At 42.1% G+C, this 14,496-nt stretch carries 9 protein-coding genes; 5 read left to right on the top strand and 4 right to left on the bottom strand.

Going from position 1 to position 14,496, the window contains the following annotated elements:
* Positions 1-42: 42 nt before the first annotated feature.
* From AAHF22_RS18810 to AAHF22_RS18795, 4 genes are all read left to right on the top strand, one after another.
* Complete coding sequence (locus tag AAHF22_RS18810; protein ID WP_347326570.1) at positions 43-939, top strand: carbohydrate ABC transporter permease; 897 nt, start codon at positions 43-45, stop codon at positions 937-939.
* Positions 940-1,833, top strand: coding sequence for a carbohydrate ABC transporter permease (locus AAHF22_RS18805; protein WP_347326569.1), 894 nt, complete (start codon positions 940-942; stop codon positions 1,831-1,833). It abuts the gene before it with no gap.
* A 92-nt stretch (positions 1,834-1,925) separates the two neighbouring features.
* Positions 1,926-2,117 (top strand): hypothetical protein, encoded by a 192-nt coding sequence (locus AAHF22_RS18800; RefSeq protein ID WP_347326568.1) that lies wholly within the window; start codon positions 1,926-1,928, stop codon positions 2,115-2,117.
* Between the two features lie 21 nt (positions 2,118-2,138).
* Positions 2,139-4,142, top strand: coding sequence for a glycoside hydrolase family 31 protein (locus AAHF22_RS18795; protein ID WP_347326567.1), 2,004 nt, complete (start codon positions 2,139-2,141; stop codon positions 4,140-4,142).
* Between the two features lie 221 nt (positions 4,143-4,363).
* Here AAHF22_RS18795 and AAHF22_RS18790 read toward each other — a convergent pair whose 3' ends face one another.
* Entirely contained in the window at positions 4,364-5,707 is a 1,344-nt protein-coding gene (locus AAHF22_RS18790; protein WP_347326566.1) for a nucleobase:cation symporter-2 family protein, read from the bottom strand.
* 1,013 nt (positions 5,708-6,720) lie between these two features.
* Between AAHF22_RS18790 and AAHF22_RS18785 the strand changes: the two genes are divergently transcribed.
* Entirely contained in the window at positions 6,721-9,057 is a 2,337-nt protein-coding gene (locus tag AAHF22_RS18785) for a rhamnogalacturonan lyase (RefSeq protein ID WP_417629382.1), read from the top strand.
* Between the two features lie 230 nt (positions 9,058-9,287).
* Here the strand turns inward: AAHF22_RS18785 and AAHF22_RS18780 are convergent, their stop codons facing one another.
* From AAHF22_RS18780 to AAHF22_RS18770, 3 genes are all read right to left on the bottom strand, one after another.
* Positions 9,288-10,301: a DNA cytosine methyltransferase gene (locus tag AAHF22_RS18780; protein ID WP_347326564.1), complete on the bottom strand. Its 1,014-nt coding sequence runs from the start codon at positions 10,299-10,301 to the stop codon at positions 9,288-9,290.
* 26 nt (positions 10,302-10,327) lie between these two features.
* Positions 10,328-12,157: an ATP-dependent nuclease gene (locus tag AAHF22_RS18775; RefSeq protein WP_347326563.1), complete on the bottom strand. Its 1,830-nt coding sequence runs from the start codon at positions 12,155-12,157 to the stop codon at positions 10,328-10,330.
* 475 nt (positions 12,158-12,632) lie between these two features.
* A complete protein-coding gene (locus AAHF22_RS18770) occupies positions 12,633-13,712 on the bottom strand; it encodes a glycoside hydrolase family 64 protein (RefSeq protein ID WP_347326562.1) in 1,080 nt (359 codons plus the stop codon).
* Between the last annotated feature and the right edge of the window lie 784 nt (positions 13,713-14,496).

The raw sequence follows: 14,496 nt of genomic DNA, 5'->3' as shown, positions 1-14,496 counted from the left end.
CATGTTCAGCACATGTACACTCTCTTCACAGGTGGTGACAAAATGAACAGGGTAAATAAACTTAAAACATGGACGATCGGCTATACGTTCGTTTTACCAGCACTCCTGTATATGCTGCTGCTGGTCGGTTATCCGATCATCGACAATGTGCGGCTCGGATTTCAAAATGTAGATATGTCCAACTTTATTCAGTCCGATCATCAATTTGTCGGTTTCCAGAACTATATCGATCTGTTCAAAGATGGGACAATACTACGCACATTGTTCAATACGGTAGTGTATACCGTCTTATGTATCGCTTTACAGTTTGTGATCGGGATTTCGTTAGCGCTATTTTTTAATCAGAAATTTGCGCTCGCCAGTCGGTTACGTGGGCTGGTTATGATTAGCTGGCTCATTCCGGCGACGATTACAGCGATGGTGTTCAAGTATATGTTTGCACTGGATGGCGGCATTATTAACAATGCACTGATGAGTCTACATTTGATCAATGCGCCGATTGGCTGGCTTGTACAGCCTGAACTGGCGATGCTGTCACTCGTTATCGCTAACACATGGATCGGGATTCCGTTTAATATGATTTTGCTAACGACCGGTTTGACGACGATTCCTAAAGATATTTATGAGAGTGCTTCGATTGATGGAGCGAATGCGATTCAGCGCTTTTTCCGGCTCACCTTACCATTACTTCGTCCGGCGATTTTGTCACTGCTCGTGCTTGGATTCATTTATACGTTTAAAGTGTTTGAACTCGTCGTCATTATGACCAAAGGAGGTCCGGTCAACTCGACCGAAATGATGTCGACCTTTGCTTATAAAATGTCATTTGATCAGTTCCAATTTAGCCAGGGCGCAGCTGTTGCCAACATTATGTTTATCGTGCTGTTAATTGTAGGCTTCTGGTATTTCCGCGTTGTGCACAAAGAGGAGGTAAGCTAAATGGGCATTCTTCAATCTTCCGCCAAACGAACGTCGAATACGCGCACGATGCAAACGTCGGCTAAATCAAAGGCCCAATGGATGCTTAATATCATCGGAATTATGATCGTCGCGGTATTTCTGTTCCCGTTGTACTGGCTAGTGATTACCTCGTTCAAAACGGAAAGTGAAATTTTCGCCCATCATATTACACTGTTGCCGCAGCACTGGACATTTCAGGCGTACAGCGATCAGCTCGACGGGTCATCGTACAATATTTTACTCGGCTTCCGTAACAGCGCGATTATCGCTTTTGGCACATTGATCATTTCAACGGTGCTGTCGATTCCGGCAGCTTACGGAGTAGCACGCTTTAAATTTCCGGGCGTGAATGTGATTGTATTGCTATTTCTAGTCACACAAATGTTGCCTTCATCGCTCATTTTGACACCGCTGTTTATTCAGTTCAAGCATCTGGGATTGATCGGTAATACGTACTGGGGAGCGATTCTAGCGAATGCGACGGCTGGTATTCCGTTTTCCGTCATCATATTGCGCACTTATTTTGCAACATTGCCGAAGGAATTGGAAGAATCAGCGAAGATCGATGGTTGTAGTGTGCTCACGACCTTTTTGCGCATTATGATTCCGATTGCGATTCCAGGTGTCGTCGTCGCGATGGTATTCTCGTTCCTGTTTGCCTGGGGCGATCTGATCTTCGGTATGACCTTTATCGGCTCGGAATCAATGCGTCCAATCACAGCCGGCATTTACAACTTCCTCGGCTTCCAGAGTACATCATGGAACAATATTATGGCCTTCGGAACGGTTAGCATTTTGCCAGTCGTGTTGATCTTCATTTTTATCCAGCGTTTTATTGTCAGCGGTTTGACGAACGGTGCGGTAAAAGGATAATGGGGGGCGCGTTGCACAATCCGTTGACCGGGTATACGATTGGATTATCGTATCCGATTGCATAGGTCCCGTATGTTGGAGTATGGGACGGCATGATTGGAGATCGTCGTGTGACAGCATTGGAGCCATGCACAGGCGATCTGGATCGACTGGATACGGTAATTCAATGCAAACGTGTCAGCTTCATCAGCAGCAATTCAACCTATCAATGGTATTTGAATGTTACGATCGACAACGCTGCATCGATACGATGTATCGATGTGGACAGAAACGTACAATCATGAAATGGCTGAGGAGGAATAGTAATGAAAGATGTGTTTTCAGTAGCAGGTCATCGACTTGTTCGTCAGTATGATTCAGAACAATTATGGATTGAACCGTGGGGGGAGAACAGCTTACGAATTCGAGCGACACATATGGCACAGATGCCAGCGGAAGACTGGGCATTGTTGCCGTCCACTACACCTATGTCACATATTACGCTTGATGAACATATCGCTTCGATTCGCAATGGCAATATTCGTGCCGATGTATCTGCCGCTGGCAAAATTACCTTTTACAATCAGCATGATGAAGTGCTGTTGCAAGAATATGTACGCAATCGCACCGTGCCTGGCGAGTTTAACAGTGCGTTAAATATTGAAGCAAGGGAAATGAAGCCGCATATTGGTGGCGATTACCAGTTAACCGTGCGTTTTGAATCCGAGCCGCAGGAGAAACTGTTTGGGATGGGACAATATCAGCATCCGTATCTTGATTTGAAAAATTGTACATTAGAGCTGGCACATCGCAATTCGCAGGCAAGTGTACCGTTCGCGGTGTCCAGTCTCGGTTATGGATTTCTATGGAACAATCCAGCGATCGGGCAGGTTACGTTTGGCAAAAACGTGACGGAATGGTTTGCCCATTCGACGAAAGTGATTGATTACTGGATTACGGCAGGCGATACACCGGCGGATATCGTGGAGGCCTATGGTGCTGCGACCGGGACCGTGCCGATGATGCCGGATTATGGGATGGGCTTCTGGCAATGTAAGCTGAGGTATCAGACGCAGGAGGAACTGCTGTCCGTGGCACGCGAATACAAGCGCAGAGAGCTGCCCATTTCGGTGATCGTAATCGACTTTTTCCACTGGCCGAAGCAAGGGGATTGGCGCTTTGATCCGGAGTATTGGCCTGATCCGAAGGCGATGGTGCAGGAGCTACAGGAAATGGGCATCGAACTGATGGTATCGATCTGGCCAACTGTCGACAAAACGAGCGAGAACTATGAGGAGATGCTACGTAAAGGTTATCTGATCCGCACGGAGCGCGGTATTCGCACATCGATGGATTTTGTAGCCGATTCGGTCTTTTACGATGCGACCCATCCCAAAGCGCGCGAGTTTGTATGGAATAAAGCGAAAGCGAATTATTATGATTATGGGATCAAAGTGTTCTGGCTGGATGAAGCAGAGCCTGAATATACCGTATACGATTTTGAAAATTACCGTTATCATCTCGGTCCCAATGTGCAGATCGGCAATCAGTATCCGGTCAATTATGCACAGACCTTTTATGAGGGCATGACGGCAGAAGGTCAGGACAATGTTGTGAATTTGCTGCGTTGCGCCTGGGCAGGCAGTCAGCGTTACGGTGCGCTTGTATGGTCAGGTGATATCGATTCCAGCTTTGCTTCGCTGCGTAATCAGTTTAAAGCAGGGTTGAATATGGGTCTGGCAGGCATCCCGTGGTGGACGACTGATATCGGCGGCTTCCACGGTGGCGATCCGACCGATCCAGCGTTTCAGGAATGTGCCATTCGCTGGTTCCAGTACGGTGCCTTTTGTCCGGTTTTCCGTCTGCACGGTGATCGTGAGCCGCATTCGGAGCCGCTCGGTACAAGTGGCGGTGGGTTGTTCGGTAGTGGTGCAGACAATGAAGTGTGGAGCTTTGGCGATGAGGCGTATACGATTTTCAAAACATATATGCTTATTCGGGAGCGCTTACGTCCGTATATTACGGAATGTATGCGAGCAGCACATGAAAAAGGAACACCGCCGATGCGTCCGTTGTTTTATGATTTTTCACAGGATGGCGAGACATGGAATATTGAAGATCAATTTATGTTTGGACCGGATTTATTAGTTGCGCCTATATTATATGAAGGAGAGCGCCAACGGAATGTGTATTTGCCAGCTGGAGCGACATGGAAAGAAGCGTATAGCGGCGAAACGCATGCAGGTGGTCAATGGTTGAAGTGTGATGCTCCAATCGATCGGATTCCGTTATTTTTGCGCGATGGGGTAGAGCTGCCGCTATATGAATGAGTAGTCTATCATCTCCAATATCAAAAAGCTACCGAGTGATGTAGTGATGCTCGGTAGCTTTTTGGCATACTATTTTATTGAAGTTGAAGTTGAAGTTTCAGATAAAGATTAAAGATAAAGATTAAAGATGTAGTGCTACTTATTAGCGTCTATTGAGATCATACATAATGACTGCATGTTAGAGACGCTGTTTAGCTTCTATATAGGGATCGAAACAGATTCTAAGATACCTGTTCTTTTACAAGCGAAGTTTCTCGCTTACTTAATTCACTCTCATTTATGCTGTTATCAGACTTACGAGCAGTCATATGGAAAAATAAATTCAGCACGATCGCCGTCAGGCTACCTGTAATCGTACCATCGCTCACAATAATACGCAGCGCAGACGGCAAACCTGCGAATAGCTCGGGTACAACGGTCGCACCGATCCCAAGCGAGAGCGAGCAGGCAACAATGAGCAGATTGCGCTGGTCTTTAAAGTCGACTTCGGTCAGCATCCGAATACCTGACGCAATTACCATGCCGAACAGTACAACCGTTGCACCACCGAGTACAGCAGGCGGAATGATCGTCGCCAGCGCCGCAATTTTCGGTACGAATCCGAGTACAATTAGAATGCCGGATGCCATGAAAATGACGTTGCGTGTTTTGACACGAGACAGTTCGACCAGTCCGACATTTTGCGCAAATGTATTATACGGAAAAGCGTTAAACAAACCGCCCAGCACAATTGCCAGACCTTCTGTACGATAGCCGCGTGTCATATCCTGCGGCGTTAGCTTCTGATCACAGATACGTCCCAGCGCTAGAAATACGCCAGTCGATTCCACGACGATGACCATGCAGACGATAATCATCGTAATGATCGGCGCGAGGCGAAATTCAGGCATGCCGAAGGCGAATAGCTGTGGAAAATGGAACCAGGACGCTTCGGCAACAGCCGCCATATTCACTTTGCCAAGCAGTGCTGCTACAACGGTGCCTGCGATAATGCCAAGCAGTACAGACAGCGAACGCATAAAGCCTTTAAAAAAGCGATTGATGATCAGAATGAACGCCAGTACGCCAAAGGATAGCAAGAAATTTTGCAAGCTGCCAAAGTCTTTATTGGCTACACCGCCCGCCATATTTTTAATGCCTGTCGGTACGAGCGATAAACCGATAACCGTGACGACTGTACCTGTGACCACGGGTGGAAACAGGCGAATGATTTTACCGAGCCAGCCGGCAAATACAGCAATAAACAATCCAGCCGCAATGATCGCGCCATAGACAGCACCCAGTCCGTATTGATTGCCGATGCCAATCATCGGCGTAATCGCTACAAAAGAGCTGCCCAGCATAACCGGAAGTCCGATCCCAAGATACTTTGTTTTCCACGCCTGAAACAAAGTAGCGATCCCGCAGGTGAGCAGATCAATACCGACCAGATAAGCAAGCTGTTCGCTAGTTAGTTGAAGTGCACGTCCTACGAGCAGCGGAACGAGGATCGCACCTGCATACATAGCCAATACATGCTGTAACCCGAGTGAGAAAATTTTGCCTCCACTAACCTTAGTTTCCATCAACAGCACCCCTTAAGTAGATAAAATATTTATTTGTGTAAGGAAAACTATCAAAATACGAATGATTAATAACATAGTAGCTGGAATTGTTCCTTTTTAAGAGCTTTACTGCGCTTATTTGTAAATAAACATAAGAATATGATCTTTAATTAGGCGGAAAATATAATTTTATGTTAATTAAAGTTACATCAAGGCAATATATGTACAGATCAAAATAGAAATGCGTGTATAGTCTAAATTATAAATAGTGGAACCTATCTACATGATGGAGCATAGGAGATCAGTTTGTTGGATGAGGGGGATCTATAAGACAAAATCAGCAGAGAACAGTACAAGCCCTTCAATAGAAAATTACAAACTCTCAATAAAAAATTGCAAACCCTCAATAAAAAGTACAAACCCTCAATAAAGCAAAGCAGCAGAAACAAGAGTAGCAGAAACAAAAGCAGCAGAAACGTTATCAAAAAAGCGGGCACATAATCAGCATCCTTCTGGTAACAGAGTCATTACAGGTTTCATCCATCCAGCAAGCTACCGCTTAGCAAATGGTGAAACATGAGGAGATACGCGATTCAATCGGTTATTTAAACAGTTCAATCTGATTTTTGAACGCGCTTACATAATAACAATTTTATAATAAAAAATATCAGATACTTTTGTCTGAGATACAGTTAAAGTTTTATAGTTAGTTGGCAACGGAAAGGAGTCGCAGGTAATAGCAAAGGCGTACATGCACAATGGCGTGCATACGAAAAAAGTACAGGCACAAAAGAGTACACGTAAAAGAAAAGGTTAGCTCGATTCAATTTTTTTGATTTTGTAAGCGTTATCAAAATTGGAAAAGGAGCGTGAATACGGTGAGTCATAAGCAGCATTGTTTAACGACACGCATTCTGGCGGCAGCACTGGGTATCGTCTTGATCCTGCCGATCGCAGACGTAGCAACTGCGGCGGAGGAAACGACGACAGCAGATCGTTTTTCATTAACTGCTAGCAGCAAGCAGGGCGTACAACTGGAACGTTTGGATCGTGGACTGGTAGCGGCGCGCACGGAAGAAGGCAATTTTTTAAGCTGGCGCTTGCTTGGCAATGAGGTGAGTGGTTATTCGGATACAGGGCTAACCGGCACTGATTTTGCTGTATATCGTAATGGAACATTTGTAGCTGTTGTTCGTGACAGTACGAATTATTTGGATCGTACAGGCAAACCGGATGACCGTTATCGTCTATTGCCGATTTCAGCATCCTCTCGTATACATGATGGGGCAACAGCAGCCGTATACGGCGCCGATTCCGATACAGCCGCTACTGTCGTCGAAGCTACATACGGAGGAACGGGCATGAGCGGCGATCTTTCGGCTACGGAGGCTGCACAGCACTATGGGATCAGCGTCAATACATTGCTCAAACCAGACAAAAGCAAGCTGACTGCACCTGTATCGGTTTGGAATGATACGTATTATGATCTGCCGCTGCAAAAGCCTGCTGATGGTGTCACGCCTGCCGGAGAAAGTTACACCTATTCCGCTAACGATATGAGCGTCGGCGATGTGGACGGAGATGGCGAATACGAGTATTTCGTCAAATGGTATCCATCCAACGCCAAAGACGTTTCGCAAAAGGGGTATACCGGCAATACGTACATCGATGCGTACCGGCTGGATGGAACATTATTGTACCGCATTGATCTTGGGGTAAACATTCGCTCTGGCGCGCATTACACGCAATTCCTCGTATATGATTTTGACGGTAATGGCAAAGCCGAGCTGATGATGAAAACAGCACCAGGCACCAAAATTACACGTTACGGCTCGCGTGGCAATGTCGTATCCGAGCAGTATATCTCATTGCCAAAGGCAGATCGTCAGGCCGGTTATTCCAACACCGACGATTACCGGATGAGCAGTACAGACTATTACAACCATCTGGTGAACATGTTCCAGGGCTGGAGCGAGCATCCTGAAGTGAAAAATGGTCACTGGCCAGCAACGCTGGAGCAAGCATTTGGCATTGCACCAAAGTATAGCTATCCTCTATCGCTTGATGATGCGAAAGCATTAGCCGATTATTTTATCGATGTGTATGCACCAGCAAGAAGCACACGTAACAATCTGCGCGACTTTGAAGGCTTTATCGTGAGTGGGCCGGAATACCTGACGGTATTTGACGGGCGCAGCGGTAAAGAAGAGCAGACGGTATCCTACGAGCCGGAGCGTTATGATGATGGCTTGATGTGGGGGGATTATGCGATGAGCCGGATCGAGCCGGGCAATCGGGTCGATCGTTTTCTGGCGACAGTCGCCTATGTGAATGGCAAGACGCCTTCAGCTGTATTTGCACGGGGCTACTATACACGCGCTGCACTTGTATCGTATAGCTGGGACGGAAAGAAACTGAGTAAAGATTGGACAGCCGATACAGGCTGGGTGGTGATGAGCAATCCATTTAACGATGGCCCTCATGGCCGAGATGGCACCGATCCCGATCTAGGACCACTCGCTGGACAGGGCGCACACTCTCTGACTGCCGCCGATGTGGATGGAGATGGTAAGGATGAGATTGTGTATGGCTCTGGCACAGTCGATCATGATGGAACATTGCTGTATAGCTCCAGCGATGTGATGCCTGCCGGAAGCGCGATTCCAGGTCAGATCGCTAAGCTCGGACATGGTGATGCCTTGCATGTCGCTGATATCGATCCGACCCGTCCAGGTCAGGAAATTTATATGGTACATGAAGGCGGTGCTTATGCACCTTATGGCTACGCATTGCGTGATGCGGCAACTGGAAAAGTGATCTATGGTGCCTATACGGGACGCGATACCGGACGCGGCATGATCGGCGATATCGATCCAACGCGTCCGGGCATCGAGACATGGGCAACCGATCTGCGCACCGCTACAGGAACACTGATTGGTAAAAGTTATCCAGGCACCAATATGAATATCAAATGGAGTTCGAAACTGACCACTCAGATTGTTGACGGCTCACTGGAATCAACGCCAGCCATCAAAGACTGGCAGCGTGGTGTCGTACTTGTAGCTAATGGCACACTGAGCAATAACGGAACGAAAGGCAATCCATCGCTCGTCGCGGACATTTTTGGCGATTGGAGAGAAGAACTGCTGCTGCGCACCGCCGATAGTTCAGCCATCCGCATCTATCTTAGCTCAGAAGTGACCGATCATAAACTGTATACGTTGATGCATGACACCCAGTACCGTACAGGCATCGCCCGTCAAAATACAACGTACAATCAACCAAGCTATCCAAGTTTTTATTTCGCTTCCGACATGGATTGGTCAAAGGTGCCGGTTCCGCAATTGAATTTGCCGGGGAAAGGGAAATGAGGAGTAGGTGTAGAAGCGACTTTAGATTAATACTAATTAGGAAATAAATTGAGAAATATAAAAGCTACGAATTAAAAAACTAAATCTAATATGTTTAAACAGAATTTGTTACAGTTACTAATATAGAAAAGCAAGTTTCCACTTTGAAGGAAACTTGCTTTTTTACATATTATTAATTTATCAAAAAAAATACAGAAGGATTTTAAAATGAATTTATGCAATTTTTTAAATCATGCTAATAAAGATTGTAAATATTTTGCTTGGAGTTCTGAGAATTTTGGAGGAAAGGAATTTCCAATCATTTTTGCAATTTCAGTTTTCGAAATATCTGTAGGGAATTTATAATCTATAGGAAAAGTTTGCAATAAAGCAGCTTCTCTAGCGCTAATACTTCGATTTTCTGTTGGATGTAAAAAACGTCCTTTGGATGGATTTAAACAGCCGCCAGTAATAGTTGAAGAGACTTTGTCCCAACTTAAACGACCGTATATATCATCAAATCCAACGCCCTTTTTTTTGTGACAATCTAACCACAATTCAAAAGGTAGATCTTTTCTGTTACCTCCATTCTTAGGAATCAATGATATCAGTTTTTGAATTCTTTCAGTATGGTTAGAATGAATTTTATGAACTGGATCATCACTTTCATTAGGCGAAGGCAGATCGTAAATATAGTCTCTTACAGTAAAATGTTGATCGATAGCATGTGAAGGAATTTCTACATCACCTAGACGTGATCCTAAGAGAACTAATCGCTTTCTTCTCTGAGGAACACCATACTTCTCTACATTTACAATTTTATAATCTAAGCTATATCCTAATTGTTTAAGTCTATTGACGGTATTTTTAAAATAATCGTATTCAATAATTCCAGGAACATTTTCCATCATAACAAATGTAGGAAGTATACCTTCAATAATTCGTAGAAAGTCAAGTATTAGCTCATTCCTTGTATCTTCAATAATCGTTTTTCGATTGAAATTCCGTATATTTGAGAAGCCTTGACATGGTGGACAGCCAGCGACCAAATCTATTTTTTCTACCTGGATTTTATCCAATATATTCTGTGCAGATACTTTTCTTATATCTTCCTCTATTAAACTCACTTCTGGATGATTTAAAGAATATGTTTTAGCAGCATATTTATCAATTTCAACTGCACCAACTACATTTATGTTGGCTTGTTTTAGCCCTTGTGTTAAGCCGCCACATCCAGAAAATAGATCAATAGCATTCAAAGTCAAAATTACTCACTCCTTTGTGCAACAAATTAATTGTTTATTGCATCCATAAGCTCTAATAATATATTTTTTATTTCACGTTGACTATCATCATTTTTTTGAATCCAATTTTTAATTAACATATTTTCCATTGCTGTAATTGTATCTTTTTCGGTATCGTCAAATATCGCTTTAGCAGCACAGAAGATTTTATCTTTAAATGTATTTTTTTGAGAAATCTCCTGTAATACATCGTTATTATCGATCCACTTTAAAATTATTTCATCATCCCAAATAATTTCCTCAGGGGTTTGTTTAGGTAGAAAGTATACATGATTTTTGTAATAGTCGATATATTGTTTCTGGGCAACCAAAACTTGGTCATCTCTACTATGACCAGCACCACCATCTTTAGCAAATGAGATTGTTGTACCAGTAAAGTTATCGATTTCTTTTTGCAAATAATTCTTTGTCAAATTTGAAGGAGGAATTGTATCATAATCTATGATGTCCCCAAGCTTTTGATCACCATCTAACACAACAAAAATTTTATTTTCCATTTGTTTTGAATAATGAAGAATATAGTTTTGTTTTAAATAGGTTGCTCCACCGGGTTGAAAAAAGACTTCAAAAGCATCAAATCTATCTGAGGAGACTTTTATAACCTTTTCTAAGATTCTAGCAGCTAGACCATCTTCCACATGAATTTTAGCATTATCATATTTAGAGGATAGACCTAGAAACTTAAAAGCTTCACTTGGAAAACACTCATCTAAAATGTCAATTCTATGAGTATCAGGATTTCTTGAAAAACGTTTGATTGCATCTTTAGGCATGTCTTCTGCAAAGACGGGGGAATGAGTAGACAGCACAATTTGATGTTTATATCTTACGATTTGTTTTAGCAAAAATATAAGCAGTCTTTTTTGAGCACCAGGATGCAAAGAAACTTCAGGTTCATCCAACAAAATTAGACTATTAGGTGCAGCGTTCAAAATTTTATGAACTAGAATAACAATTGCAATTTCTCCACTACCAGCATGCGCTTCTGAATAAGTAAACCCTTTACGTTGTAAAATTACAGAGGTACCCCAATCATGAAAAAATTTATGTTTTATAATTTTAATTTCATTATACTCTTCTTGGAAAATGTCTGATATTGCTTCAACTTCTTCTTTACTTAATGTAACTACTTTTTTGTTTTGAGGATTATCTGTTCCAGTTTTACTTTTTAGATTAACTATATTGCCTGAATCAATTACGTTTTTTAATTTCTTAGACTGTGTTCTTAAATAATCTTGAACACCAGCAGAACGTAAATTATCTACATTACCAAAATAAAAAAACTTATCAAATGCACTTAATTCTTTTCTGAAATCAATATATACTAAATTTTTATCAACAGGAGAAAAACGTTCTTTTGTATTCATTTGGTACTTTTTTTTAGGTCTGGCAGTTTCCCAATAGTCTGAAACTTTTGAATTTTTATGTTTGATTCGGTGATAAAGTACAGCATTATAATTGGAATCTAATTTATTTTTTTCCTTACTATAGTATTCATAAAAGAAGCAAGGTCTTTCTTGAATATCTTCTCTAAAATCTTCGATAGGATCCAATTTAGAAGAAAACCAATAGTCGCTTATACTTTTGTTTTTTGGAGATCCATACAACGCGTGAATAGCAGAAGTTTTACCTGAACCATTTTTACCAACTAAAATAGTCAATGGAAATTTAAAGTTGATATAGGAGTTGAATGTGAAATGTTTATAGTAAGGAAAGGCGATTTTAGTTATAAAAGTGTCAAATAGATTTAAATTACTTTTGATATTTTCTATTGTTGCAATTAAAGTTTTTAATTCTTGTTCTTGCTCAGTAACCAACATTGTTCCTCCCTAAAGTAAAAAATTAACATTACTTATCTATAGTACATTATACCTATATATAATAAAAGAATTTATTCTATGTATTACGAAAAATTTAGAATTTTTATATTTCTATTACTTTAATATAAACTTTCCTTCTATATAAAGCGTATCTGTTGTTTACATATAAATGATCTCGAATTTATATATTTATTTGTTTTTAACAATCTTGCGATGCAGATGTGCACAACGAAAAAGGTAAAAGAAACGATTTTAGAGGTACGAGAATCTACATTAACTGCTAATGCGCAGATTCTCGTACCTCCACCCAAGTTCTGATCTCTTTTTCCTTTTTGAAGTGATTGTTGCAAAAAGCACCAAGGTTTGCATCACAACTCACTATATGCATTTTCGAGCAAGCGATTCTACGATAATTAAGCAGATTGAATTTTCAATAATACATAGCAGGCAGAAATGAAGCAGCAAACCAACCTCACCAGCCCACTCGAACGATCAACCCTTTCGGATCACCCACCTCAAGATAAGCTGCCTGCTGATTATAATCGTCATAAGCAAATCCATACGCCAGTCCGCCGATACTATGATCATGCCAGAACTTAGCATAATAATTCGCTGGAGCTGCTTTGTAATAAGCGGCTACATTGTTCCAATCGGCTTGATTGTTATACACATGACGATTGATCGCGGAGCAGATGCCCGGGGATTCCTGCAATGCACCATTACAGAGTAGAATCTCCTGTGTCGAATAATTGGCATAACCGGCAAAATAATTTGCGTTCGCGCCGCCAGCCTTGAACGAGCCATGAATTGGAGCAACGATACGGTAAGGTGCCTGCACATCAGCCAGACCTTTAAACGCCGACGGCACTTCACTGCGATATTTGCTAAAGAGGCTAGCGCGTGTTTCGGATTCCTGCTCGCCTACGGTGCGGTCATAGTTGCCAGCACGGTTCACAAGGCGATGCTGTAACGGAAAACCGAAGCCATCGACACGTGTCGTATTCCCATGATAGCCAGAATCATTCACGGTAAACTCGACAAAATCAAAATACACATTCAAATTCGGATCAGACGGATTGTTAATATCAGGTCCGGCAAAGCCATCATTGTACGTTTTGATGTAACATGGAGAACCGACACAGATGAACATGCGACCCGAATCCATCTTCGGTAAGCTGACCCATTCCTTTTGTGCGATCGTGCTGTAAATATTCGCGTAGTTCACGCCGTTCTTAGTTAGATGCCCGGAAGCATCATTAAGTGCTGCCGAGATCGGGCGCAGTTCACCCGAGCTGGTCAGATAACTCCATTGTTTCGTTGCTGGATTAATGCCGAGAATGCCCCAGTACACTTGACTATCCGAATACGCACCATTCGTCGCATTCATCAGTTTGAACGTCATCACACCGCTTCCCGTGGGAGCCGGAATAGAGGAAGCCGGAATAGAGCCGACCGAAGGTGCAGCAGCCGAAGCATACTGAGCTGACCCTGATGTAAAACCGGCAATGACGAGCGAAGCGAGTAGAAACCATTTTCCAATCCAGGATAACATGAAATCCCTCCTTATTTTGTATACGCTTTCATATTACGTTTTGATTATATATTATATGTAAATTATTTAAAATTATAGAATGTAGAATGAAAATATAGACATTTATGTCTGCTATATACGATCATACACGTCGACAAAAAATAAAAGAGAAGTTCGATCTCCATTTTATAAAAGTAAATGGAATGATTAAAATCGACTAAAATTAATAAATCGTACATGTAAATGGATAACTCCACAAAATAAAGAATGCGAACTGGAATCCAATAAATGTTAAATACATAAAAAGCACTTCAAATACACTGACATAACTTCGTCAACTATAAAATATTTTATTTTGCCTCCTCATGATTATTTTCATTGTGATCATTCCAGCCATTTACTTTGAATTCGCTCTCAAAAGGCGGTCTAGCGACGAATCTTCAAATTTGATTTACATACGAATGAGACACCAAGAAATAAAAATGAATTTTGCAAGCTTTTTCAATTATGAACTTTCTCAAAAGGTTGTAATTTTCATTTGCTTTTTTGGTTTGAAAGCAGTAAAGTTTTATACTTGAGTGTCCACAATTTGAAGTGGTTGATCTCCAGATTTCAGTGAAAAAAATGAAATTTGTAGTAAATAGCAACCATACAACATATGGTGTGTCAAGCGAAATATTTTTCGTTCATACTCATCTGAGGAAGACGTGTGAACGGAAGGCGTAGCTATGCCATTTCAGGGAGGATTCGCTCCAGAAGCCTCCTTTTTCGACCGTTCAAATGATAGGCAAGTTGCCTTGACAAC

The organism is Paenibacillus wenxiniae (genome assembly GCF_039822605.1).
In the GTDB taxonomy this organism is placed as follows: domain Bacteria; phylum Bacillota; class Bacilli; order Paenibacillales; family Paenibacillaceae; genus Saccharibacillus; species Saccharibacillus wenxiniae.
This window is presented reverse-complemented; position numbering and strand designations above follow the sequence as displayed.